At 38.5% G+C, this 24,014-nt stretch carries 24 protein-coding genes and 1 CRISPR repeat array; of the genes, 9 read left to right on the top strand and 15 right to left on the bottom strand.

The genetic code is table 11. From position 1 onward, the window contains the following. Nucleotides 1-25: 25 nt before the first annotated feature. Nucleotides 26-1,288, bottom strand: coding sequence for a transcription termination factor Rho (gene rho, locus AAX18_RS01665; RefSeq protein WP_005629550.1), 1,263 nt, complete (start codon nt 1,286-1,288; stop codon nt 26-28). Between the two features lie 247 nt (nt 1,289-1,535). On the opposite strand from rho, the gene metJ reads away from it, so the two are divergent. Continuing rightward, nucleotides 1,536-1,853 (top strand): met regulon transcriptional regulator MetJ, encoded by a 318-nt coding sequence (gene metJ / locus AAX18_RS01670; protein WP_005634287.1) that lies wholly within the window; start codon nt 1,536-1,538, stop codon nt 1,851-1,853. Nucleotides 1,854-1,866: 13 nt separating this feature from the next. On the opposite strand, the gene cueR is transcribed toward metJ, so the two are convergent. Continuing rightward, a complete protein-coding gene (cueR, locus tag AAX18_RS01675) occupies nt 1,867-2,253 on the bottom strand; it encodes a Cu(I)-responsive transcriptional regulator (RefSeq protein ID WP_046952738.1) in 387 nt (128 codons plus the stop codon). A 76-nt stretch (nt 2,254-2,329) separates the two neighbouring features. On the opposite strand from cueR, the gene AAX18_RS01680 reads away from it, so the two are divergent. From AAX18_RS01680 to AAX18_RS01700, 5 genes are all read left to right on the top strand, one after another. Then, a complete protein-coding gene (locus tag AAX18_RS01680; RefSeq protein ID WP_046952739.1) occupies nt 2,330-2,536 on the top strand; it encodes a heavy-metal-associated domain-containing protein in 207 nt (68 codons plus the stop codon). Next, complete coding sequence (locus AAX18_RS01685) at nt 2,511-4,682, top strand: heavy metal translocating P-type ATPase (protein ID WP_046952740.1); 2,172 nt, start codon at nt 2,511-2,513, stop codon at nt 4,680-4,682. Before AAX18_RS01680 ends, AAX18_RS01685 begins: the two co-directional genes overlap by 26 nt. 222 nt (nt 4,683-4,904) lie before the next feature. Beyond that, complete coding sequence (locus AAX18_RS01690; protein ID WP_005629539.1) at nt 4,905-6,143, top strand: HAAAP family serine/threonine permease; 1,239 nt, start codon at nt 4,905-4,907, stop codon at nt 6,141-6,143. Nucleotides 6,144-6,178: 35 nt separating this feature from the next. Continuing rightward, a complete protein-coding gene (locus tag AAX18_RS01695; RefSeq protein ID WP_046952741.1) occupies nt 6,179-7,546 on the top strand; it encodes an L-serine ammonia-lyase in 1,368 nt (455 codons plus the stop codon). A 76-nt stretch (nt 7,547-7,622) separates the two neighbouring features. Next, nucleotides 7,623-9,212 carry a phosphoethanolamine transferase gene (locus tag AAX18_RS01700; RefSeq protein WP_230599527.1) on the top strand — a complete coding sequence of 530 codons (1,590 nt, stop codon included), beginning with the start codon at nt 7,623-7,625 and terminating at the stop codon, nt 9,210-9,212. Between the two features lie 40 nt (nt 9,213-9,252). Here AAX18_RS01700 and AAX18_RS01705 read toward each other — a convergent pair whose 3' ends face one another. From AAX18_RS01705 to ccmA, 11 genes are all read right to left on the bottom strand, one after another. Then, entirely contained in the window at nt 9,253-9,546 is a 294-nt protein-coding gene (locus tag AAX18_RS01705) for a hypothetical protein (protein ID WP_046952742.1), read from the bottom strand. Between the two features lie 10 nt (nt 9,547-9,556). Then, a complete protein-coding gene (locus tag AAX18_RS01710) occupies nt 9,557-10,081 on the bottom strand; it encodes a hypothetical protein (RefSeq protein WP_046952743.1) in 525 nt (174 codons plus the stop codon). A gap of 114 nt (nt 10,082-10,195) precedes the next feature. Beyond that, complete coding sequence (gene ccmI / locus AAX18_RS01715; protein WP_046952744.1) at nt 10,196-11,113, bottom strand: c-type cytochrome biogenesis protein CcmI; 918 nt, start codon at nt 11,111-11,113, stop codon at nt 10,196-10,198. Beyond that, nucleotides 11,114-11,575, bottom strand: coding sequence for a cytochrome c-type biogenesis protein (locus AAX18_RS01720; RefSeq protein WP_046952745.1), 462 nt, complete (start codon nt 11,573-11,575; stop codon nt 11,114-11,116). Further along, nucleotides 11,575-12,120 (bottom strand): DsbE family thiol:disulfide interchange protein, encoded by a 546-nt coding sequence (locus tag AAX18_RS01725; protein WP_005634310.1) that lies wholly within the window; start codon nt 12,118-12,120, stop codon nt 11,575-11,577. Before AAX18_RS01725 ends, AAX18_RS01720 begins: the two co-directional genes overlap by 1 nt. 113 nt (nt 12,121-12,233) lie before the next feature. After that, on the bottom strand, nt 12,234-14,180 hold the full coding sequence (locus tag AAX18_RS01730) for a heme lyase CcmF/NrfE family subunit (RefSeq protein ID WP_046952746.1): 1,947 nt from the start codon (nt 14,178-14,180) through the stop codon (nt 12,234-12,236). Further along, on the bottom strand, nt 14,177-14,698 hold the full coding sequence (gene ccmE / locus AAX18_RS01735; RefSeq protein ID WP_005631161.1) for a cytochrome c maturation protein CcmE: 522 nt from the start codon (nt 14,696-14,698) through the stop codon (nt 14,177-14,179). The genes AAX18_RS01730 and ccmE overlap by 4 nt, the downstream gene beginning before the upstream one ends. Then, nucleotides 14,695-14,898: a heme exporter protein CcmD gene (gene ccmD, locus AAX18_RS01740; RefSeq protein ID WP_046952747.1), complete on the bottom strand. Its 204-nt coding sequence runs from the start codon at nt 14,896-14,898 to the stop codon at nt 14,695-14,697. Before ccmD ends, ccmE begins: the two co-directional genes overlap by 4 nt. Before the next feature lie 42 nt (nt 14,899-14,940). Next, nucleotides 14,941-15,681 carry a heme ABC transporter permease gene (locus tag AAX18_RS01745; protein ID WP_005634316.1) on the bottom strand — a complete coding sequence of 247 codons (741 nt, stop codon included), beginning with the start codon at nt 15,679-15,681 and terminating at the stop codon, nt 14,941-14,943. Between the two features lie 58 nt (nt 15,682-15,739). Next, nucleotides 15,740-16,405, bottom strand: a complete 666-nt coding sequence (ccmB, locus tag AAX18_RS01750; RefSeq protein ID WP_005637214.1) for a heme exporter protein CcmB — start codon at nt 16,403-16,405, stop codon at nt 15,740-15,742. Nucleotides 16,406-16,409: 4 nt separating this feature from the next. Beyond that, entirely contained in the window at nt 16,410-17,048 is a 639-nt protein-coding gene (gene ccmA, locus AAX18_RS01755; protein WP_046952748.1) for a cytochrome c biogenesis heme-transporting ATPase CcmA, read from the bottom strand. A 265-nt stretch (nt 17,049-17,313) separates the two neighbouring features. Between ccmA and sodA the strand changes: the two genes are divergently transcribed. Then, nucleotides 17,314-17,961 carry a superoxide dismutase [Mn] gene (sodA, locus tag AAX18_RS01760; RefSeq protein ID WP_046952749.1) on the top strand — a complete coding sequence of 216 codons (648 nt, stop codon included), beginning with the start codon at nt 17,314-17,316 and terminating at the stop codon, nt 17,959-17,961. A gap of 100 nt (nt 17,962-18,061) precedes the next feature. Here sodA and cysK read toward each other — a convergent pair whose 3' ends face one another. After that, nucleotides 18,062-19,012, bottom strand: a complete 951-nt coding sequence (gene cysK / locus AAX18_RS01765) for a cysteine synthase A (protein WP_046952750.1) — start codon at nt 19,010-19,012, stop codon at nt 18,062-18,064. Between the two features lie 99 nt (nt 19,013-19,111). Then, entirely contained in the window at nt 19,112-19,930 is an 819-nt protein-coding gene (gene cysZ / locus AAX18_RS01770; RefSeq protein WP_046952751.1) for a sulfate transporter CysZ, read from the bottom strand. A gap of 152 nt (nt 19,931-20,082) precedes the next feature. On the opposite strand from cysZ, the gene zipA reads away from it, so the two are divergent. After that, a complete protein-coding gene (gene zipA, locus AAX18_RS01775) occupies nt 20,083-21,069 on the top strand; it encodes a cell division protein ZipA (protein ID WP_046952752.1) in 987 nt (328 codons plus the stop codon). Between the two features lie 110 nt (nt 21,070-21,179). After that, nucleotides 21,180-23,198, top strand: a complete 2,019-nt coding sequence (gene ligA / locus AAX18_RS01780) for an NAD-dependent DNA ligase LigA (protein WP_046952753.1) — start codon at nt 21,180-21,182, stop codon at nt 23,196-23,198. A gap of 169 nt (nt 23,199-23,367) precedes the next feature. Continuing rightward, nucleotides 23,368-23,866: a CRISPR direct-repeat array (repeat unit 32 nt; unit sequence GTTTCAACACACAGCCGCGCGAAGGCGGCTGC). Nucleotides 23,867-24,014: the final 148 nt, after the last annotated feature.

A 24,014-nucleotide genomic window follows, 5' to 3' on the forward strand; every position in this document is an offset into this window, starting at 1 on the left:
GTTCTTCATAGAAGTGCGGTTACTTTTACGAACGTTTCATCACTTCAAAAAACTCTTCGTTGGTTTTCGCCATCATGAGCTTATCAATCAAGAATTCCATTGCATCCACTTCATCCATTGGATTAAGAATCTTACGAAGAATCCACATTTTTTGTAATTCATCAGATGTTGTGAGTAAGTCTTCTTTACGAGTACCAGAGCGTTTAAAGTCAATAGCTGGGAATACGCGTCTTTCTGCAATTTTACGAGAAAGGTGTAATTCCATATTACCTGTACCTTTAAATTCTTCGAAAATAACTTCATCCATTTTCGAACCGGTATCAACTAGCGCTGTCGCAATAATCGTTAAACTACCACCTTCTTCCACATTACGTGCAGCACCAAAGAAACGTTTTGGACGATGCAACGCGTTAGCATCCACACCACCAGATAAAATTTTACCTGAAGCGGGGGTTACCGTATTGTAAGCGCGCGCTAAACGTGTAATAGAGTCAAGCAGAATCACCACATCTTTTTTATGCTCGACTGAACGTTTCGCTTTTTCGATTACCATTTCTGCTACTTGAACGTGACGAGTTGCAGGCTCATCAAAAGTAGAAGCAATGACTTCGCCTTTTACTGAACGTTGCATTTCTGTCACTTCTTCTGGGCGTTCATCAATCAATAATACGATAAGCTCTACATCAGGATAATTATGCGTGATACTTTGCGCAATATTTTGCAGCAACATGGTTTTACCCGCTTTGGGTGGAGCAACAATCAAACCACGTTGACCTTTACCAATTGGTGATGCTAAATCCAAAATACGTGCTGTTAAATCTTCTGTTGAGCCATTGCCTCGCTCCATTCTTAAACGAGAGTTAGCATGTAATGGCGTTAAGTTTTCAAATAAGATTTTGCTACGAGAAACTTCAGGTTTGTCATCATTAACTTGATCAACTTTTAAAAGTGCAAAATAGCGTTCACCTTCTTTTGGTGGACGAATTTTGCCTTCGATTTTATCACCAGTTTGAAGATTAAAACGACGAATTTGACTTGGGGAAACGTAGATATCATCAGGGCCGGCAAGGTAGGAACTGTCAGCAGAACGAAGGAAACCAAAACCATCCGGTAAGATTTCTAACACGCCGCCGCCGAAAATATCTTCACCGCTTTTGGCGTGCTGTTTTAAAATTGCAAAGACAATATCTTGTTTACGCAAACGAGCTAAATTCTCTAAGCCCATTTGTTCTTCGCCAAGTTTCACAAGATCAGAAACAGGCGTATTTTTAAGTTCAGTTAAATGCATAATGAATAAATATTGGAATTAATAAGAATTGATGATTCGAATGGTGAGCCTATGCTCTTTGAATGGCGCGTAAATTACCACTAAAACCCTGTACTGTCTAGCGTTTCTTTATATTTAATCTAAAAAATTACCGCACTTTTCTTTCTCTTTTTAACATAGAAGTTTAGCCGTCTAGATTGTTATTTATTTGATTTTTCATTAGAATACGGACAATTCGTAAGGTTATCAATAAGCACTAAGGTAAATTATGGCGGATTGGGACGGAAAATATATCAGCCCTTATGCAGAACATGGCAAAAAAAGCGAGCAAGTAAAAAAAATCACTGTGTCTATTCCAATCAAAGTACTGGAAATTTTGACGAATGAACGCACTCGCCGCCAATTAAAAAGTTTACGTCATGCAACCAACAGTGAATTACTTTGCGAAGCATTTTTGCATGCATTCACCGGTCAACCTTTACCCACCGATGCAGATTTAATGAAAGAGCGTAATGATGAAATTCCCGAAGATGCCAAAGTGCTTATGCGTGAATTAGGCGTCGACCCAGAAAGTTGGGAATATTAACCGCACTTTTCATTTATCCTTTTAATCCATTCAAAATTGAACATTCAGGGCAGTCATTGCCCTGACAATTATCATGCCAACGCTGTAATTCTTGTACCATTTTTTGTAACTGTTCTATTTGTTGATTTAATGTCGCAATATGTTGCGCCGTTAGCGCTTTCACTTCGCGACTGCTACGCTTAGGATTATCTTGCAGTTCTAATAATTGTGCGATTTGATGTAGAGAAAACCCCACATCACGTGAGTGACGAATAAAATGCAATCTTTCTAAATCACTTTCTCCATAATTTCGATAGCCTGATAAACTGCGCACAGCGGGTTTAATTAACCCCATTTTTTCATAATCACGGATTTGTTTTGTAGATAAACCTACTAATTTTGCGACTTCACTAATATTCATAAAAAACTTCTTGACCTTAACCTTGCGTAAAGGTTTATAGTGTAGCCCTCAATAAAACAACTCACAAGGAGTAAAAATGAAAACTATCACATTAAACATAAAAGGCATACATTGCGGCTGTTGCGTAAAAAGTCTTACTCAAGTTTTAACTGAATTAGATGGCGTACAATCTGCTAATGTGCAACTAGAAGGGAAAGCAAATATTACTTTTGATGAAAATCGAGTCAATGTTGCACAGTTGATTGAGGTCATTGAAGATGCTGGATTTGACGCCACAGAGTAAAAAAATTTCGATTCAGATTGGTGGGATGACCTGCCAATCTTGTGCCAATCGTATTGAAAAAGTTTTAAATAAAAAACCATTTGTGCAACAAGCGGGAGTGAATTTTGCCGCCGAAGAAGCACAAGTGGTATTTGACTCTACGCAAGCAAACGAAACTCAAATTATAGAGATTATCCATAAAACAGGTTTCTCTGCCCATATCAAACAAGACAACGAATTACCAATAGAAGAAAAAAATACATCACTCCCTTGGCGATTAATCGTACTTTGGATAATCAATATTCCATTTCTAATTGGTATGCTTGGCATGATGAGTGGCTCACATAGCTTGATGCTGCACCCTATTTGGCAATTTGCATTAGCGAGCATTGTTCAACTTTGGTTAGCCATTCCATTTTATCGCGGAGCAATCGGTAGTATTCGTGGAGGACTTGCCAATATGGATGTCCTTGTCAGTACAGGAACGCTCACCATTTATCTTTATTCTGCTTTCATGTTGTTTTACCACGACAATCATGCAATGGGACATGTGTACTTTGAAGTTTCTGTTATGGTGATTGGTTTTGTCAGTCTTGGAAAATTTCTTGAAGATCGCACTAAAAAGCACAGCCTAAATAGCTTAAGTATGCTCTTGCAACTGACACCGAAAAAAGTCACTGCACTACGTAATGACAAATGGACTGAAATTACTCTTGACCAAGTAAATATCGGCGAAATCATTCGTGCGAATCAAGGCGAGCGTATTGCGGCAGACGGCATAATTGAAAGTGGAAATGGGTGGTGTGATGAAAGTCATTTAACGGGTGAATCTCGTCCAGAAGAAAAACAGAAATGTGGAAAAGTATTAGCGGGGGCGATGGTAACAGAAGGTTCTATTATCTATCGAGCAAATCAGCTTGGTAGCCAAACCTTACTTGGCGATATGATGAATGCATTATCAGATGCACAAGGCTCAAAAGCGCCAATTGCACGATTTGCTGACAAAGTTGCGTCAGTTTTTGTGCCTGCTGTATTAGTGATTTCACTTGCTACTTTCGCGCTCACTTATATTCTGACCAATGATAGTGTGTCTTCACTTATTCACGCGGTATCAGTGCTTGTGATTGCTTGTCCTTGTGCCTTGGGATTAGCCACACCAGCAGCCATCATGGTTGGTTTAGGTAAAGCAGTTAATGCTGGCGTATGGTTTAAAGATGCGGCAGCAATGGAGGAAACCGCCCACGTGGATACCATTGTGCTTGATAAAACAGGCACGCTAACAAAAGGCGAGCTTGAAATCTCTGCTTTATGGCAGCCACAAAGTGCGGTGTATTCTGAAAAAGATTTGTATCGTTTTGCCGCAGCCGTTGAACGACAAGCTAACCACCCAATTGCAAAAGCTATTGTGCAAGCAGCAGAACAAAAAATGTTAGAAATTCCCACCGCACTTTTTCCAAAGATGGAAGTTGGTCAAGGTATTCAAGCTGAATTAGAACAAGTGGGAACAATAAAAGTCGGTAAACCAGATTATTGCGGTTTAATCTTGCCTAAAAATTTAGAGGATATCTGGCAAATTGCGAGCATTGTCGCGGTATCTATAAATGATGAACCCATCGGTGCATTTGCGCTGACGGATACCTTAAAAAACGATAGCTTGCACGCCATTCAACGCTTACAACAGCAAAATATTGATGTAGTAATTATGAGTGGCGATCAACAATCTGTCGTGGATTACATAGCTAAACAGCTCGGCATTAAGAAAGCCTTTGGTGGACTCAGCCCTAGAGATAAGGCAGAACAAATTCAAAAGCTGAAAGCTCTAGGTCATGTTGTAGCAATGGTAGGTGATGGAATAAATGATGCGCCTGCTTTAGCCGCTGCAAACGTCAGTTTTGCGATGAAATCAGGTTCAGATATTGCAGAACAAACGGCCTCCGCAACGCTTATGCAACATTCGGTGAATCAACTTGTGGATGCGCTTTTTATTGCAAGGGCAACCTTGAAAAATATTAAACAAAATCTATTCTTTGCTTTAATTTACAATATTCTCGGCATACCCCTTGCCGCTTTCGGTTTTCTAAATCCAGTGATTGCAGGCGCCGCGATGGCGATGAGTTCAATTTCCGTATTGATGAACGCCTTAAGATTGAAAAAAGTGCGGTTCTAATTTCATTTATTTTTATACTCAATCGGTGTCGTGATCGCACCGATTTTTTTATCGTTGAAAATTACCGCACTTTTTATAAAAAAATTTTAACTTGATCACAATTTTAGAATTTGCTCTTTGAGATTCTCTATTTATCGGCATAACATAATACTCAAATTTTGTTAGGGCATATTTTGCTCTGCAAATTGACAAATTTAAGTAATTTATGCTTTGGAGCAAACTATGAAACCAACAGAAAAACTCAAATGGAACAAATTTGATGCAACATGGATGTTAAACCTTTTCGGTACGGCGGTTGGCGCTGGCGTCTTATTCCTACCGATTAACGCAGGGATGGGCGGATTTTGGCCGTTAGTTTTAATGGCAATTATCGTCGGACCTATGACCTATTTTGCTCACCGTGGTTTAGCCTATTTTGTACTTTCATCAAAAAATCCTGGCAGCGATATTACTGAAGTAGTTGAAGAACACTTTGGTAAAACAGCCGGTAAACTTATCACCCTACTTTATTTCTTTGCTATTTTCCCTATTCTTTTAATTTACGGGAATGGTATTACTAACACTGTCGATTCTTTCATTGTGAATCAACTTGGCATGGCGTCACCAAACCGAGCAATTCTCTCTTTTGTATTAATTGCAGTATTGATTTCCGTCATGCTATTTAATGAAAAAGTGATGTTAAAAATCACAGAATGGCTTGTTTACCCATTAGTATTAATTTTATTCGCACTTTCTATTTACTTAATTCCGGAATGGAATGGTGCGATGTTACATGAATTCCCAACAGCAGGCGGTTTTGTCACCACATTGTGGCTTACTATTCCTGTATTGGTATTCTCATTTAACCATTCACCAGCAATTTCATCTTTCACCTGCTCACAATTCCGTGAATACAAAACTTTCGATGGAGCAGAACGCCATATCGACCATACAGAAAAAGGCACCTCAACGATTTTGTTATTCTTCGTGATGTTCTTCGTATTTAGCTGTGTATTAACATTAACACCTGAAGAATTAGTGGCAGCAAAAGCACAAAATATCAGTATCTTGTCTTTCTTAGCGAATAAATTTGATAATCCATATATCTCTTATTTTGGCCCGCTTGTCGCATTCTTAGCGATTACTAGCTCATTCTTCGGACACTATATGGGCGCACGTGAAGGATTAGAAGGCTTATATTTAAAAATGAAAGGCGAATCTGTAAATCGTAAAAAACTCAATTATGCGACCGCACTTTTCTTCTTATTAACGTTATGGGGGGTTGCGATTATTAATCCAAGTATCTTAGGCTTAATCGAATCTCTTGGCGGCCCAATCATTGCGATGATTTTGTTTATCATGCCAATGTACGCGATTCGCAAAATCCCAGCGATGAAACGCTACAGCGGACGTTTCAGCAATGTTTTTGTAACGCTTATGGGATTAATCGCTATCTCTGCGGTTGTTTATGGATTATTATAAGCGCCCTTTAAAGTTTAGCGAATTTTGAGAAATTTATGATTAGCGTATTTGATATGTTTAAAGTGGGAATTGGGCCATCCAGTTCCCATACTGTCGGCCCAATGAAAGCCGGCAAACAATTTATAGATGACTTAATTGAACGAAATCAATTTGAACAAACATCTGAAATTCATGTGGATGTGTATGGTTCTCTTTCGATGACAGGGAGAGGCCATAGTACAGATATTGCCATCATTATGGGGTTAGCGGGTTATTTACCACATAATGTGGATATCGATATGATTTCAGGTTTCATCGAGAAAGTGAAGCAAACTGCGCTTTTACCAATTAATGTTGGTCAAAAGACAGTAAAATTTGATTTTGAAAATAATCTCATTTTCCACCGCACTTTTTTAAAATTGCACGAAAATGGCATGACAATTACCGCTCTTGATGAAAATCGCACAGAGCTTTATCGCCAAACCTATTATTCAATCGGTGGTGGTTTTATTGTCGATGAAGCCCATTTTGGTCAAGAAGAAAAAAACACAGTCCAAGTGCCTTATTCTTACAAAAATGCAGAAGATATTTTGAAACATTGCAGTGATAACGGCTTAATGCTTTCCACTGTGATGTTGAAAAATGAAATTGCCTTGCATGGCAAAGAAGCTGTCAGTGCTCATTTAGAAAATGTCTGGAAGACGATGCAAGCTTGTATCGAACACGGTATTCACACTGAAGGGATTTTACCTGGGCCATTACGAGTGCCACGTCGTGCAGCATCTCTTTATCGTATGTTGCAAGCAAATACTAATTTGTCCAACGATCCAATGCGTGTGATCGACTGGGTCAATATGTTTGCGCTTGCTGTCAATGAAGAAAATGCAGCGGGTGGACGCGTAGTCACTGCCCCAACTAATGGTGCATGTGGGATTATTCCAGCTGTATTGGCTTACTATGAGAAATTCATCTCGCCATTAACACCTGAAATTATTGAACGCTATTTATTAGCAGCAGGGATGATTGGTTCACTTTATAAAATGAATGCTTCGATTTCTGGCGCAGAAGTGGGTTGCCAAGGTGAAGTAGGGGTAGCCTGTTCAATGGCGGCTGCGGGACTAGCTGAAATTCTGGGTGGTAATCCACTGCAAGTATGCATCGCAGCTGAGATTGCAATGGAACATAACTTAGGATTAACTTGCGACCCTGTCGGCGGTCAAGTTCAAGTACCTTGTATCGAACGCAATGCGATTGCTTCAGTAAAAGCAATCAATGCATCACGCATGGCTTTACGCCGCACCACCAATCCAAGAGTAACCTTAGATAAAGTGATTGAAACAATGTATGAAACAGGTAAAGATATGAACGCCAAATACCGCGAAACATCTCAAGGTGGACTAGCAGTTAAGATTGTTTGTAACTAACAAACAATAAAAAAGTTAATATATCAGAATCGGATTATTTTTATTGATTATTTAATATATTAAAAAGAGAAATACATTGAAAACAACAACTTTAAGACATCAAATAAATAAAGTGAGTATATTTTTTCATTTATCGCTTTTTATTTTTTCATTCCTAACAAATATTGGCTTAGGAAAAGCCCACACAGGAAACATTTTTTCATCTAGCCATATTACATTATATGTTTTTCTAATATTAATATTTTCATCATCAAGAATCATAGGCTTGATTACGTCTAGTATATTATTTATAACCTCTATGATTTATTATCCAGCAGGAGTGTCTTATGGCGCTCCCTCTTTTGGAATTATAGCATCAATATATGAAACTAACATAAACGAAACATTAGAGTATTTATCTTCAATCCCAAATTATATTTATACTTTAATGTGTATTTATTTTTTGGTGTTAATTAGTGTAATATATTCAAGCAAGCAAGTAAGCAAATTTATCACATTGAGAAAGAAGAAAAAAATATTCATTTTAATATGGATAACTTTACTTTCTTACGTATTAACAAAGCCAATTAACGGCATTATAAAATCAAAATCATCTGATATTTCCTATTCATATTACTTTTCTCAATCTAAGTTATATCCATTATCTTTTTATTCTGAAACAGTCAGGGTAGTCTCAGAGTACTTCAAACAAAAACACTTTCTTGATCGAGCGTTTGATGAAGATTCTAAATGGGAAATTGTCTCTGTCTCACCTAAATATAAGAACTACATTCTTATTATTGGTGAGAGTATGAGAAAGGATTATATGTCCTTATATGGTTATCCAATCAAGACAACTCCATTCTTAGATAGTATAAATGGTACTATTTTTAATAATTACTATTCTGCAGCACCAAATACACAACCATCGTTACAAAGAACACTATATAGACAGGAAAATTATAAAACAGTTTATACTGACAATATAATTTCTCTATTAAAATTAGCAAATATAAAAACATATTGGCTTTCAAATCAAGGGAAAATGGGAGAATATGATACTATGGCGTCTCGCTTAGGAGTTAATGCAGATTACAATTTTTTTACAAAAGATTTATGGTATGAAACTGAGAAAAAATTTGATACTGAATTATTGCCAAAATTTAAAGAGATTTTGGAAAAAGAAAAAAATACAAATAAATTAATAGTATTACACTTAATGGGCTCGCACCCAATTTTTTGTGAAAGATTACCTTATAAAGTTGAAAATTATTTCATCAATCAACAAATGTCTTGTTATTTAGAATCAATAAAATACACCGATAAATTCATTGAAGATATAAATAAGTTATTAATTAAAAACAATGAATCTTTTTCCGTGATATATTTTTCAGATCATGGTTTAGCACATAAAAATGATTCCTTACATGTTAGTAATTTATATAAACAAGACTACGAAGTTCCATTTATTATGTTTTCAAGTGATTCAATTAAAAGAATAGAAATTAATGAAAAACAATCGGCATTTAATTTTATGTATGGCTTTACTCAATGGCTAGGAATAAAAGAAAAACATTTATCTGGAGTTGATTTCTTTAATCCTAAAGAGCAAAAAATAAAAGTTTTTGACTGGGAAAATATTATTGATGTTAATTTACTAAAAGATGACCCAGCCAAGCTACATTGACAAAATTAAAGCCTTGATAATCAAGGCTTTAATTTTTCTATCAAAAATGATGATAATTATAATGATACCCGACACTTGGGACTACAGGGATAACTGGTAGTGAGCTTCTCACTCGAGCTCTAACCTTATTATCACTCGCATTCAATTTTAAGTTAGTATCAACTTGACTTGCAACTCTATCTTTCTGTGCCTGAGTAACCGTATTACCACTTGTTACACGAGCATTATACTCTTGCACAGCCTTCATATCATAAACACCACCAGTTTGTTCTGGCTGAGACGAACATGCTGCTAAACCTAAAATTGCACAACTAACAAAAACTATTTTTCTCATTTAGTCCATCCTATTTACAAATTACGTCAGTTAATACTGCTCTTCCTTCAGAAACATGATTAACTGCTTTTTCTTTTAATGTCTTATTTTCTTGTAACTGAATGCGTTTAGACAAGTTTTTGTCTGTAATTGAGTAAACAGGAACATAACTTACATTCAAAGGTTCCTTTCTACTATAAATTGTCGCTCCAGTTACTCCACCGTAATATTCACTTCTATTACTTGGGGAAAGATAATTGTGAGTTGAATTTGTGTAATCCACACCTCTTTTAATTTTAAAGCCTCGGCAAATTCCTGCTGGAGATTCATAAATACTCTCTGATGAGCTCATTTCATTAATTTTATAAACCTTCAATTCGATACTTTGAGCAAGATGTCGAACATCATTATCAGAGACATCTGAACTAAAGGCTTTTTTATCTGTTTCATCAACATAAGTCACTGAATTAGATTTGCCTTCAGCAATTGACAAGCGTGGTATAAACAAGCTAACCAGCATGCAACAGAATAAAGAAATATAATTTTTATAATTCATTCCAAATTTGCCTTAACATTTTTTAAAGTGATATTTCCTACATAAAATACTAACTACAACTTGTCAGTTAATAACATTGCCTCACTATATCAAAAAGGGGTATAAACTACTAGGTTATTTTTCAGGCGTAATACTTTTTGATTTTTCTTCGTTTTGAGTTTCTAAAGCATCACGCGCGGCACGAATACTTTTTTCAATTAATGGAACACGCTCATCATCTTTCGGCATTAAGCGTAGCATCATCGCCCAAGTCACTGCCGCCATTTTATAATCTTCCGTTTCAAAATAACGGAATGCGAGTAAACTCAATGCTTCAATGTTAGTGTGATCTTGACGAATCACTTCACGCAATAAATCGCCACCTTTAAGTTTATCAGTCGCATCTTCAGAGAACATCAATACACGAGCATAGCCTAGTTTATATTGCACATTATCTGGTTCAAGTTTATTAGCCTTTTGATAGCTATCGAATGCCAAACGAGCATCACCTAAATTCATCCCAATTTGACCAAGCATCCACCATTTTTTTGCATCAGTTGGATTTTTCTGCAAATCAATTCGAAGTGCGGTAGAAAATTGCTGCATTTCTGCATCAGAAAATGGATTTTTATCTTCATCTTTCATTCGTTCAAAGAAATATGGCAATTTCGCATAAGTTTGCTCTAACATAGACTCTGCTTGCCAAGATCCAACCATAAAATAAGAAGAGCCCGCGATAATTCCTAGCGCCAACACGCCAGACCCAAACCACACTTTTCCATAAGATTTGCCAGAATAATCCACATTCTCTTGAACCTTGCTCGGCACATCATCAAGCAAAGTTTTCTGTAATTCTTGTTTGAGTTGCTCAACATTTTCAACTAAACCTTGTGAATTATCTTGCTCAATTTCTTCTAAGCGGGAGAAATATAACGCCTTATTTAAATCATCACGTTTTTGCCCATGTTTCGCTTTGAATTGACGCAATAAAGGATAAAAACAAATTAACGCCACAACTAAAGTGGTTAATATAAAAATTAATGCAAAATTCATCTATTTATCCTTGTTTAATAATTCTGCCAAACGCGCATTATCTTCATCAGTTAAAACATCTTGGGATTTCACCGCACTTTGAGCTTTTGGTTTACGTCTTAATAAAAATACCACGCCTAACAATACAAGCAATAATGGCGCAATCCATAGCACTAATGTGCTCGCTGTCATAGGTGGATCGTAAGTTACAAAATTGCCATAGCGCGCCACCATATAATCCACTACGTCATTTTTCGATTTGCCTTCTTGTAAAAGCTCAAATACTTTGCCACGCATATCCACAGCGATAGTCGCGTTGGAATCCGCAATATTGTTATTTTGACATTGAGGACAACGCAAAGATTGTGTTAACTGGTGGTAATCACTCTCTTGCTGTGGAGAAGTAAAATTAAGTGCATCAATGGCTGAAAACGCCACTGAGCTAAACAAAAGTGCGGTCAAAAATAGCCATGTTTTTTTCATTATTGTTGCTCCGAAAGTTTGTCATAAATTGGTTTTAAAGTTTGAGTCCAAACTTTCTCATTTACATCACCGGCATAACGATAATGAATCACGCCTTTACCATCTATAATAAAAGTTTCTGGCGCACCATATACCCCTAAATCCAAACCGAAAGAACCTTTTTCATCTTTTAAAACAACTTTATAAGGATTGCCAAGATCTTTTAACCACTTCATTGCTTTAGGTGATTCATCTTTATAATCTAAACCGATAATTCGCACACCATCTTTGGCTAGTTTGTTTAAATATTGATGTTCTGCATAACAAGTCGGACACCAAGTCGCCCACACATTAAGCAAAACTGGCTTACCTTGTTGAAACAATTCATTCGTATAAGCTTTATTTTCAAAAAGCTCCGTCAAATTTTTTGCTGGCACAGGCTTTCCAACCAAAGCAGACTCTAATGCTTTAATATCTTCGCCTTGCGCATTACGTTTTAATTGCACTAAAAAGGCAATGGTTATCGATAAAAAGAGAATAAGAGGAACGAGTAATTTTTTTTTCATTTTTTACCGCACTTTAAATATAAAAAACCAAAGTTGGCCTTCCTGAAAGCTCACATTATTCATACAAGCTAATTAAAAGTTAAGGCACACCTTAATCAAGGTGCGCCGTCATATTATTTTTTCAATAAAGCGTTAAATCGATAGCGTCGATCGAACATACACAACAATCCACCTAACGCCATAAATAAGCCGCCAATCCAAATCCAGCGAATAAATGGCTTGTAATATAAGCGTAACGCCCAAGAATTGTCCTCAAGTTTTTCACCAAGTGCCACATAAAGGTCACGAGTTAAACCACCGGCAATGGCGGCTTCCGTCATAGACATCCGACTTACTGTGTAAAAACGTTTTTCTGCAAATAAACTTGCCTTTGGTTGCCCATCTTTCGAAATATCAATTTGCGCTTTTCCACCAACATAATTTGGACCATTCGCATCCGTCACTCCGGCGAATTTAAAATCGTAACGACCAATTTGTGCACTTTCGCCGACTTTCATTCGAACATCACGTTCTACGCTGAAGTTTTGGCTAAATGCGATACCCCAAACAGTCATTGCTACGCCTAAGTGAGCTAACATCATTCCCCAATGAGAACGAGATAGTTTTCGTACGCCCACAAAAAATGGTTCACGATGCGTCGCACGTTGTTGCAATTCATAAAGCGCAAGTAACGCGATAATTACAGTCATCATTGAGCCAAGCACCGAACTTACGGTAATTTTATCTTGCAAGAAGTAAGGTAATGCAAAACCTGCAATCACCATAACAAATACGCTAATAACAACAGGCGTACGAATTGCAGAAAATTGGTCTCTACGCCATTTCACCAAAGGTCCAATACCAAGCAATAATGCAAATGGTGTCATAATAATTAAGAACATTTGATCAAAGAATGGCGCACCAATAGAAATAGAACCTAAACCAAGTTGTTTATGAACGAGTGGTAACAACGTTCCTAAGAATACAACGCAAAGTGCGGTCATTAATAAGATATTATTTAATAACAACATACTTTCACGTGAATAGCGTTCTGCATTATCACGAGAACGAATTTGACTACCTTTATACGCATAGAGCGCAAGCGAACCGCCAATCACCACAACAAGGTAAGCCAAAATATACAAACCACGAGTTGGATCCGATGCAAATGCGTGAACTGAAACTAAGATACCAGAACGAACTAAGAACGTGCCGAGCAGACAAAGTGAAAAGGCTAAAATCGCAAGTAATACCGTCCAAGCTTTGAAAGAACCACGTTTTTCTGTCACAGAAAGGGAGTGAATCAATGCAGTGCCAGCAAGCCAAGGCATAAAAGAGGAGTTTTCCACTGGATCCCAGAACCACCAGCCGCCCCAGCCAAGCTCATAATAAGCCCACCAAGAACCGAGTACGATACCTAAAGTTAAAAACACCCAAGCAGCAAGTGTCCAAGGACGTGACCAACGCGCCCAAGCTGAATCTAATTTTCCGGTCATTAAGGATGCAATCGCAAACGCAAACGCCACCGAAAAACCAACATAGCCCATATAAAGTAATGGAGGGTGGAAAATTAAGCCCACATCTTGCAACATTGGATTGAGCTCTTTTCCGTCCACTGGGAAATCAGGGAAAGTACGCGTAAAAGGATTTGAGGTGAACAAGACGAACAACACAAAACCGACGCTAATAATCCCCATAATACCAAGCACGCGAGCAACTGCTTCTTGGGGTAAATGTTTACTCAATAAAGCAACGGCAGATGACCAAACGGCCAGTAACCAGATCCACAGTAATAAAGAACCTTCATGAGAACCCCATACGGCAGACAAACGATAATAAATAGGTAAAGCCGTATTAGAGTTATTCACCACATACTGCACACTAAAATCATTTACTGCGAATAAATAAAATAATGCAGCAAAAGCGACGCTTAGGCTTGCAAATAAACCATAAGTCATTGGGCGAGCTAATGCCATTAATTGTGCATTGCTCTTTTCTGCCCCCCACAAAGGGAAAATCGCCAACATAAGCGATACGGCTAAACTTAAAGCCAGCGCATAATTTCCTAATTCAGCAATCATTTTGCGCCTTCTTTTTCTTGACGATCACGTGTGCTTTCGCCTTTTAAATCTGCATCACCAATCCCCATTGGTTTATGCACTTTTTGCATTTTTTCACCTAATTCTGGTGGCACATAATTCTCATCGTGTTTAGCCAATACTTCTGTCGCGGTTAAAACAGTTGGCTGAGTTAATACGCCTTGAGCCACGATACCTTGTCCTTCACGGAAAAGATCCGGCAAAATGCCTTCATATTCAACAGTGATCGCTGGGCCAATATCATTTAAATCGAAGCGCACTTTTAAGCTTTTTGGATCGCGCACTACCGTCCCTTCAACCACCATACCGCCAACACGAATACGCTGCCCCACTTCAGGTTTTTGATTCGGGTTATTATCCTTGCCTTGAATCACTTCAGATGGCGTATAAAACAAGTCGATATTTTGACGTAACGCATACAGCATCAATCCACTTGCAATAGCAATGCCAAGCACAACAAAAATGACTAATTTAAATCTGGATTTACGTCTTGGATTCATAGTGTGTTCCCTTTATTTACTTGTTGTAAACGTTCTTCGCGTTGTTGTTCACGCAATACATTTTGTAACACTGTCTTGCGTTGTTTTACACTTTGAACAATTAAGGCAATAACTGCCACTAAACTTACTGCATAGGATAACCATACGTAAAAACCGTAGCCACCCATATTAAAAAAATCACTCCAAGTCTGGAAAAACATAAAATATTCCTTATAAAAAATCGCTAAAAAACTAACCGCACTTTATTTCAGTGTTTGAGCCAATGCTTTAACCCAAGGACGTTTCGCATCTTCTTTCAATAATTCCACGCGATAACGCACTAAAGTAAGCCAAATATACAAGGTTAAAAAACCGAAGATACACAAAATTAATGGAACCAACATTGGAATTGCAATGGATGGTTTTTCCAGTTTCGTGATACTCGCACCTTGATGTAACGTGTTCCACCATTCCACCGAAAAATGAATAATCGGTAAAATCACGACCGTTGTAATACATAAAATCCCAGCCGCTTTTGCTCCTACGTTACGATCTGAAAAAGCAGAATAAAGCGCTAAGATACCAAGATAAAGAAAGAATAAAATCAATTCTGCAGTTAAGCGAGCATCCCACACCCACCAAGTGCCCCACATTGGTTTACCCCAAATTGCGCCCGTAACAAGCGATAAAAAAGTAAACAATGCACCAATTGGCGCCATTGCAATCATTGCGAGATGAGCTTGCTTAATTTGCCACACAAGGGCAACCACAGCTGCAATCGCCATTGAACCGTACACACCCATTGACCAAATCGCTGTCGGCACATGTACATACATAATTCGGAAACTATTACCTTGTTGGTAATCTGCTGGAGCGAATGCTAAGCCCCATACAATGCCAACTCCGAGTAAAATAAGCGTTAAAAATGCAAATAACGGACTCAATTTACCGCAGATACGATATTGAGTTTCGGGTTTTGCATAAGGATGTAGCCACTTCCACATAAAAAATCCTTAAAAATTAAAGAGAAAAACCACTGCACTTTTATACGGTGGAATGAAATTAATTATCTAAACTAATTCGCAGTGCCGCTGCGATGGCAAAAGGCGAAAGCGTTACAGCGCCAACCATCATTGCACCTAAAATCGCCAGTTGTCCCCCATAAGGCACATTTAATCCTGCAGCCTCTAATACTGATGACGCAAAAATTAAAACAGGAATAAACAACGGAACAACAAGCAAACTCAACAACACGCCACCTTTTCGCAATCCCACCGTTAAAGCCACGCCAATAGCACCAATACAACTCAATACAGGAGTGCCCAGTAACAATGTCAAAACCAGTGCCCACCAAATATTGACCTCAAGAGAAAGCAACAAAGCGGCAATAGGTGATAGCAAAATAAGTGGTAAACCAGTGAGCAACCAATGTGCAACGACTTTAGCCAGAGCCGTCATCGGCAAAGGCTGTGCGGTTAACATTAATTGTTCAAGAGAACCATCAATAAAATCATCACGAAACAAACGTTCAAAAGAAAGCAATGCTGAAAGTAATGCGGCTACCCATGCAATACCCGGTGCGATACGGGAAAGTAATTTAGGATCCGGCCCAATAACAAGCGGAAACAAAGTAATCACAAGCAAAAAGAACCATAGCGGATTTAAAATTTCCGCATTTTTGCGCATCGCAATTTGAAGTTCGCGTTTAATTATCTCTAAAAAAATCATTAAGTTATTCCGCTTTATAAGCCGCTAAATTCAATTTTTGCAGATGAGAACTTGGCACTTCTTGGTGGCTAGTCAACAACACAATACCACCTCGTTGCGCATGCTCATCAAAAAGTGCGGTTAGAATTTCCACGCCTTTTTTATCAATCGCAGTAAAGGGCTCATCTAAAATCCATAAGGGTGCTTGAGACAGCCATAAACGACCTAACGCGATACGCTTTTGTTGCCCAGCAGAAAGTTGTGCGGCAGGCAAATCTTCACGGCCTAACAATCCCACTTTCTCAAGCAAATCCCACAAAATGTCAGTATTTTGTTCAGCTTGACTAATTCGTTGATAAAACTGCAAATTTTCCCATGCAGTTAACTCTGGTTTTACGCCCGAAAGATGACCTAAATAAAGCAAATTCTGATGATACTGCTCACGTTGTTTAGAAATTGCTTCAGCATCCCACCGCACTTCGCCTTCTAAAGGTTGAGCTAAACCAGCAAGAATACGCAATAAACTGGTTTTACCTATGCCGTTATGCCCTTCAATTTGCACAAAATCACCGCTATTAAAATCGCAAGTCAAAGCACAAAAAAGCGCTCGCTCACCACGTTGGCAGGATAAATTTTGCAGAGATAACTTGTGTGGTTCAAACATAATTGCAAAGGGAAAATAAAAAGTGGCGGTATTCTATCACAAGAGAAATATTTGACGAGATTTTACCCCCCCAAAACAGATAACTCTTTAGGTGTAGATCGATAGGTTTATTGATTTAAAACAAGGTTTAATAAATTCGTCTATTAATGTAAAAGGAAAAACATTTAATGATCTAAATCAAAATTTTTGCTATTATTTGCCCACTTTTGGTTATAGACCAAAACCCTCAACGAAATTTGTCTTTATTACATAGAAGGAATAAATTATGGCTTACACTCTACCTGAATTAGGCTACGCCTACGATGCATTAGAACCACATTTCGATGCGCAAACAATGGAAATCCACCACAGCAAACACCACCAAGCGTACGTAAACAATGCAAACGCAGCATTAGAAGGTTTACCGGCTGAATTAGTGGAAATGTGCCCAGGTCAATTAGTTTCTAACCTTGACAAAATCCCTGCAGAAAAACGTGGCGTATTACGCAATAACGCAGGTGGTCATGCAAACCACAGCTTATTCTGGAAAGGTTTGAAAAAAGGTACCACCTTACAGGGCGCATTAAAAGATGCTATCGAACGTGATTTCGGTTCTGTAGATGCATTTAAAGCAGAATTTGAAAAAGCAGCAGCAACTCGTTTCGGTTCAGGTTGGGCGTGGTTAGTATTAACTGCTGAAGGTAAATTAGCCGTTGTATCAACAGCAAACCAAGATAACCCATTAATGGGTAAAGAAGTGGCAGGTTGTGAAGGTTTCCCACTTTTAGGTTTAGACGTTTGGGAACACGCTTACTACTTAAAATTCCAAAACCGTCGTCCAGACTACATTAAAGAATTCTGGAACGTGGTAAACTGGGATTTCGTCGCAGAACGTTTTGAACAAAAAACAGCACACTGCAACTGCGCAAAATAATCAATATTGAAAAAGCCTAGCAAACGCTAGGCTTTTTTGTTTTCAGATATACCAAATACAAAAATGCGGTGAAAATTCACCGCACTTTATTCTTTTTTATTTATCCCTCAATCCCTTCAAATAGTGCTGTGCTTAAATAGCGCTCTGAAGCTGAAGGCAAAATAACGACAATGAGTTTATCAGCAAATTCTGGTAATTTAGCTAGGCGATCTGCAGCTGCGACAGCTGCGCCAGATGAAATACCTGCAAGAATGCCTTCTTCCGCCATTAAGCGACGAGCTGTAGCAAGTGCGGTATCGCTATCAACAGTTTCTACGCGATCAATAATAGATAAATCTAAATTTTTAGGAATAAAACCAGCACCAATGCCTTGAATTTTGTGTGGGCCTGGTTTTACTTCTTCGCCCGCTAAAGTTTGAGTAATGACAGGTGATTCCACTGGTTCAACGGCAACAGAAGTGATTTGTTTACCAAAATCTAATTTAATCGCGCGAGAAATACCCGTAATCGTTCCGCCTGTTCCTACTCCAGCAACAATAACATCGACTTTACCATCTGTATCTTTCCAAATTTCAGGGCCTGTTGTTTCTCGATGAATTTGTGGGTTAGCTGGATTTTCAAATTGTTTAAGCATGACATAACGGCTTGGATCAGAAGCAACAATTTCTTCTGCTTTCGCAATCGCGCCTTTCATTCCTTTTGCGCCTTCGGTAAGCACTAAATTCACACCCAATCCGCGCAATAAACGTTTTCTTTCTAGGCTCATTGTTTCCGGCATGGTGAGCGTGATTTTATAACCTCTAGCGGCAGCAACATAAGCCAAAGCAATACCAGTGTTACCGCTCGTTGCATCTACAATTTCTTTTCCTTTCGTGAGCGTGCCATCTTTTTCTGCTTGCCACACCATATTCGCTCCAATACGGCATTTTACGCTGTAGCTTGGGTTACGCCCCTCAATTTTCACGACCACATTGCCATTGTGACCAAAGTGTTTTAAACGCACAAGTGGCGTATTTCCGATAGAATAAGAATTGTCTGCATAAATTGTCATAATATTTTCCTTTCGTTGGACTTCGTTAATGTTAGTTTATTTATAGCACCGCACTTTTGATTAAAAAAATAGTTATTTGATCTATTTTATAACCGCAAGCTATTTAACAATCCCTGTATTTTCTGAACGCACTTCAATCCCTGTTTGAGCGGAGGAAGGTCTATTCATATTAAAACGTAAGTCATTACGATAATTTTCCACCCACATCACCGTCGCACCACATACTGCAACAGGCATAATTAATAAATTAATCACAGGCACAAATGTGCAACAAGTTACTAATCCACCAAAAGTTAAACTTTGAGTTCGTTGATTGCCAAGCGCATTTTTCATGATATCAAAAGAGACTTTATGATTATCAAAAGGATAATCACAGTATTGAATTGCCATCATCCAACAAGTGAACAAGAAAGTTAGTACTGGTACGATGGTTTGCCCAACCAAAGGAATAAAACTCAGTAAAAACAAGGCGACAATTTTTGGTAGGCTATAACGTAATTTTTGCCATTCTCGAGCAAGCATACGAGGCACATCTCTCATTACATCAACAAGACTATCATCATTAATATTTTCACCTGTCAGCATTTTTTCTACTTTTTCCGCTAGCAAGCCATTAAAAGGTGCGGCAATAAAGCCAGAAAGTGTGGTGAAGGTAAAATAAAAGAGCAATAAAATTGTTAAGATCGAAAGTGTCAGTAAAATTACACTGAGAAAACTAAGCCAGTCTGGAATAAAATTCATCACCCAATCAATCGCACTGGTGATTTGACTAATAAAAAGCCAAAACAAACCACAGAGCAAAACAGTATTGAGCAAAATTGGAATAATAACAAACCGACGCAAACCTTTTTGTGTAATGTAATGCCAGCCCATTACAAAATAATGGAAACCAGATTTTAATTCATTAGGATTCAACATTTTTCTTTCCTTTCAATAAAAATACGCCTAAAACAGACCGCTCTTTTCCCTTAAAATTCCACGCATTGAAGTATTTTTTCACCTACTGAAATATGGTAGGATTAGCGCCATTAATAGCATTCTCGCTGGACTAGCACGCGTAAGGAATAAAGATGGATTTAAATACAATTTTGATTATTGTGGGCATTTTGGCACTTGTTGCCTTAATCGTGCACGGATTATGGTCAAATCGTCGTGAGAAATCAAAATATTTTGATAAAGCTAATAAATTTGACCGCACTTCTCATGTGCAAAGATCCCACACGCAAGAAGAAATGCAACCAACAAATGCTAATTTGTCTCACGTCACTACAGCGCAAGCAAATGCACCAATTCGTCATCAAGTCATGCCTAATTCTGCTGTGATTCAAGAACCTGTCGATTATAGACAAAGTGAAAAAAGCGTCGATGACATTAAGATTTCGATTCCAAATGTTCAACCTGTTTATGATATGGGAAATCATCGTTCTGAGCCGTTAAAGCCGACTCAACCACAATATGATATGCCGACACCAAATAGCGTTGCGAATATGACATTAGAACAAATTGAAGAACAAAGCCAAAATGCTAGTTTCGACGGAATTAATTCATCATCACCAGAATTAAGAGCGCAACTTGCGGAATTAGATCATGAAGAACGTCAAGTGGACTACAACGTATCTTTTAATGAACCAAAAGCAGAAACCACAACTAAACATAAACAAACAACTGGCTATATTCAACTTTATCTTATTCCAAAATCTAGCGACCAATTTAACGGTGCGAAATTAGTACAAGCACTTGAAAACTTAGGGTTTATCTTGGGTGAGGATGAAATGTATCACCGCCACTTAGACTTAAGTGTGGCAAGTCCAGTTCTCTTTAGCGTGGCCAATTTAGAGCAACCGGGAACATTCGATGCTTACAATTTAGTAGATTTTAGCACTGTGGGAATCGTATTCTTTATGCAACTGCCATCACCAGGTAATAATCTCGCCAATTTACGAATGATGATCCGCGCTGCGCATACATTAGCCGAAGATTTACAAGGCATCGTTCTTACTGAAGAACAAGAAATCTTTGATGAAAATGCAGAGCAAGCATATCTTGCTCGCGTGTAAATTCATACCTTAAATTTACCGCACTTTTATCTTTATTGAGACAGGCTTTATGCCTGTCTATTTTCACTCTAAACAGACAAAAAGTGCGGTCATTTTTCCCCGAGAATTTTATGACAAATATTCAAACTCAAATAGACAATCTACGCAAAACCTTGCGCCAATATGAATACGAATATCACGTTCTAGATAATCCAACCGTGCCTGATAGCGAATATGATCGTCTCTTTCATCAGCTAAAAGCATTAGAGCTAGAACATCCTGAATTTCTTACTTCAGATTCCCCAACTCAACGTGTTGGAGCAAAACCACTTTCTGGGTTTAGCCAAATTCGTCATGAAATTCCCATGCTCTCTTTGGATAATGCTTTTTCCGATGAAGAATTCAAAGCCTTTGTAAAACGCATTGAAGATCGTTTAATCGTATTGCCTAAACCACTTACCTTCTGTTGTGAACCTAAACTTGATGGTTTAGCCGTGAGCATTTTGTATGTAAATGGCATTCTTACCCAAGCTGCTACTCGTGGCGATGGCACCACAGGCGAAGATATTACAGCTAATATCCGTACCATTCGTAATATTCCATTACAACTTCTAACAGACAATCCTCCAGCACGTTTAGAAGTGCGGGGCGAAGTATTTATGCCACACGCAGGATTTGAGCGTTTAAATGAATATGCACTAGAACATGGTGAAAAAACCTTTGCTAACCCTCGTAATGCAGCGGCAGGCTCTTTACGTCAACTTGATCCTAATATTACAAGTAAACGCCCATTGGTATTAAATGCTTATGGTATTGGGATTGCTGAAGGTGTTGAACTACCAAGTAATCATTATGCTCGTTTGCAATGGCTAAAATCTATCGGTATTCCAGTGAATTCAGAAATTCGTTTATGTAATGGTACGAATGAAGTTTTAGATTTTTACCGAGATATTCAGAATAAACGAAGCTCGCTGGGTTATGACATTGATGGAACGGTATTAAAAATCAATGATATAGCCTTACAAAATAAGCTAGGATTTATTTCTAAAGCACCTCGTTGGGCGATTGCTTATAAGTTCCCCGCCCAAGAAGAATTAACCGTGCTGAATGATGTTGAATTCCAAGTTGGCCGAACGGGCGCAATCACACCAGTCGCTAAATTAGAACCAGTATTTGTTGCAGGTGTTACAGTAAGCAATGCCACCTTACACAATGGTGATGAAATTGAACGCTTAAATATTGCTATTCGCGATACTGTTGTCATTCGTCGAGCAGGCGATGTGATTCCACAAATTATAGGAGTATTACACGAACGTCGCCCTGATAATGCTAAACCAATTATTTTCCCAACAAATTGCCCTGTGTGCGACTCTCAAATTATTCGTATTGAAGGCGAAGCGGTGGCTCGCTGTACGGGAGGACTATTCTGTGCAGCACAACGCAAAGAGGCGTTAAAACATTTCGTCTCTCGTAAAGCAATGGATATTGATGGCGTAGGCGGAAAATTAATAGAGCAATTAGTCGATAGAGAACTTATTCATACACCTGCGGACTTATTTAAACTTGATTTAACTACGCTCACACGCTTAGAAAGAATGGGAGAAAAATCTGCAGAAAACGCTCTCAATAGTCTTGAGAAAGCCAAAAGTACGACTCTTGCTCGCTTTATTTTTGCTTTAGGTATTCGTGAAGTAGGTGAGGCCACTGCATTGAATCTTGCTAATCACTTCAAAACTTTAGATGCGCTTAAAGCCGCTGATCTTGAAGAACTTCAACAAGTACCTGATGTAGGTGAAGTCGTGGCAAACAGAATTTTTGTATTCTGGCGTGAAGCGCATAATGTTGCCGTTGTTGATGATTTAATCGCACAAGGCGTACATTGGGAAACTGTGGAAGTAAAAGAAGCCAGTGAAAACTTATTCAAAGATAAAACCGTCGTCCTCACTGGCACCCTCACTCAAATGGGTCGCAACGAAGCAAAAGCATTACTACAGCAGCTAGGCGCAAAAGTAAGTGGCTCTGTTTCCAGCAAAACGGACTTTGTCATCGCAGGCGACGCCGCTGGCTCTAAACTAGCCAAAGCGCAGGAACTAAATATTACAGTATTAACAGAAGATGAGTTTTTAGAGCAGGTTAATATTTTAAATTAGTTGAATTAAAATCATATAAACAAGAGCGGCCAAAAATCATTATATTTTGACCGCTCTTTTGTATTTAAATGTTAAGTTATCCATTTACTGACATTGTCATTTGTCTTCTTTCATCCTACTTAAATACGCAGCTGCCCGTATTAATAACGGTAATTTGATTGTGATTACAGTTTCAACACACAGCCACCCGAAGATGGCTGCAAGGAAAAAGCCTTCCCGTTTTCGCGCCTTTTTTGTTTCAACACACAGCCGCGCGAAGGCGGCTGCATGAATTGCTTGGGAAAGAGGGTGCTGAATATAATGTTTCAACACACAGCCGCGCGAAGGCGGCTGCCATCTATTTGCATCCTGGTTTGTACCAATTCGATTGTTTCAACACACAGCCGCGCGAAGGCGGCTGCATCGGGTTTAAAATGACATCTATTCCCTCTCGATAGTTTCAACACACAGCCGCGCGAAGGCGGCTGCCTCTATCCCAGTTCGCCCCCTCTGGCGTGTTGAGGTTTCAACACACAGCCGCGCGAAGGCGGCTGCGAGTTACCAAGTCTTAATAACGTGCCTAAAATTTTAGTTTCAACACACAGCCGCGCGAAGGCGGCTGCGTGCCTTGTTCGCCTGTTGCTGGATTACCATTGTGTTTCAACACACAGCCGCGCGAAGGCGGCTGCTCCCTACCTAAAAAAGCAAGAAAAATCAGCGTATTAAACACTGTATTTCGCTAACTGATTTTATGATAAGGAGTTTAGTCAGTATAACGGCCATACCGCCGTTATACAAATAGATTAATTCATCCAAATTGTTAAAGAAAATAAGGAT

The sequence above is a fragment of the Haemophilus haemolyticus genome (genome assembly GCF_001008205.1).
In the GTDB taxonomy this organism is placed as follows: Bacteria; Pseudomonadota; Gammaproteobacteria; order Enterobacterales; family Pasteurellaceae; genus Haemophilus; species Haemophilus haemolyticus_Q.

What these genes read in the sequence shown, in the direction of transcription:
- rho (WP_005629550.1), bottom strand. Translation starts at nt 1,288, where the DNA reads ATGCATTTAACTGAACTTAAAAATACGCCTGTTTCTGATCTTGTGAAA.
- metJ (WP_005634287.1), top strand. Translation starts at nt 1,536, where the DNA reads ATGGCGGATTGGGACGGAAAATATATCAGCCCTTATGCAGAACATGGC.
- cueR (WP_046952738.1), bottom strand. Translation starts at nt 2,253, where the DNA reads ATGAATATTAGTGAAGTCGCAAAATTAGTAGGTTTATCTACAAAACAA.
- AAX18_RS01680 (WP_046952739.1), top strand. Translation starts at nt 2,330, where the DNA reads ATGAAAACTATCACATTAAACATAAAAGGCATACATTGCGGCTGTTGC.
- AAX18_RS01685 (WP_046952740.1), top strand. Translation starts at nt 2,511, where the DNA reads ATGCTGGATTTGACGCCACAGAGTAAAAAAATTTCGATTCAGATTGGT.
- AAX18_RS01690 (WP_005629539.1), top strand. Translation starts at nt 4,905, where the DNA reads ATGAAACCAACAGAAAAACTCAAATGGAACAAATTTGATGCAACATGG.
- AAX18_RS01695 (WP_046952741.1), top strand. Translation starts at nt 6,179, where the DNA reads ATGATTAGCGTATTTGATATGTTTAAAGTGGGAATTGGGCCATCCAGT.
- AAX18_RS01705 (WP_046952742.1), bottom strand. Translation starts at nt 9,546, where the DNA reads ATGAGAAAAATAGTTTTTGTTAGTTGTGCAATTTTAGGTTTAGCAGCA.
- AAX18_RS01710 (WP_046952743.1), bottom strand. Translation starts at nt 10,081, where the DNA reads ATGAATTATAAAAATTATATTTCTTTATTCTGTTGCATGCTGGTTAGC.
- ccmI (WP_046952744.1), bottom strand. Translation starts at nt 11,113, where the DNA reads ATGAATTTTGCATTAATTTTTATATTAACCACTTTAGTTGTGGCGTTA.
- AAX18_RS01720 (WP_046952745.1), bottom strand. Translation starts at nt 11,575, where the DNA reads ATGAAAAAAACATGGCTATTTTTGACCGCACTTTTGTTTAGCTCAGTG.
- AAX18_RS01725 (WP_005634310.1), bottom strand. Translation starts at nt 12,120, where the DNA reads ATGAAAAAAAAATTACTCGTTCCTCTTATTCTCTTTTTATCGATAACC.
- AAX18_RS01730 (WP_046952746.1), bottom strand. Translation starts at nt 14,180, where the DNA reads ATGATTGCTGAATTAGGAAATTATGCGCTGGCTTTAAGTTTAGCCGTA.
- ccmE (WP_005631161.1), bottom strand. Translation starts at nt 14,698, where the DNA reads ATGAATCCAAGACGTAAATCCAGATTTAAATTAGTCATTTTTGTTGTG.
- ccmD (WP_046952747.1), bottom strand. Translation starts at nt 14,898, where the DNA reads ATGTTTTTCCAGACTTGGAGTGATTTTTTTAATATGGGTGGCTACGGT.
- AAX18_RS01745 (WP_005634316.1), bottom strand. Translation starts at nt 15,681, where the DNA reads ATGTGGAAGTGGCTACATCCTTATGCAAAACCCGAAACTCAATATCGT.
- ccmB (WP_005637214.1), bottom strand. Translation starts at nt 16,405, where the DNA reads ATGATTTTTTTAGAGATAATTAAACGCGAACTTCAAATTGCGATGCGC.
- ccmA (WP_046952748.1), bottom strand. Translation starts at nt 17,048, where the DNA reads ATGTTTGAACCACACAAGTTATCTCTGCAAAATTTATCCTGCCAACGT.
- sodA (WP_046952749.1), top strand. Translation starts at nt 17,314, where the DNA reads ATGGCTTACACTCTACCTGAATTAGGCTACGCCTACGATGCATTAGAA.
- cysK (WP_046952750.1), bottom strand. Translation starts at nt 19,012, where the DNA reads ATGACAATTTATGCAGACAATTCTTATTCTATCGGAAATACGCCACTT.
- cysZ (WP_046952751.1), bottom strand. Translation starts at nt 19,930, where the DNA reads ATGTTGAATCCTAATGAATTAAAATCTGGTTTCCATTATTTTGTAATG.
- zipA (WP_046952752.1), top strand. Translation starts at nt 20,083, where the DNA reads ATGGATTTAAATACAATTTTGATTATTGTGGGCATTTTGGCACTTGTT.
- ligA (WP_046952753.1), top strand. Translation starts at nt 21,180, where the DNA reads ATGACAAATATTCAAACTCAAATAGACAATCTACGCAAAACCTTGCGC.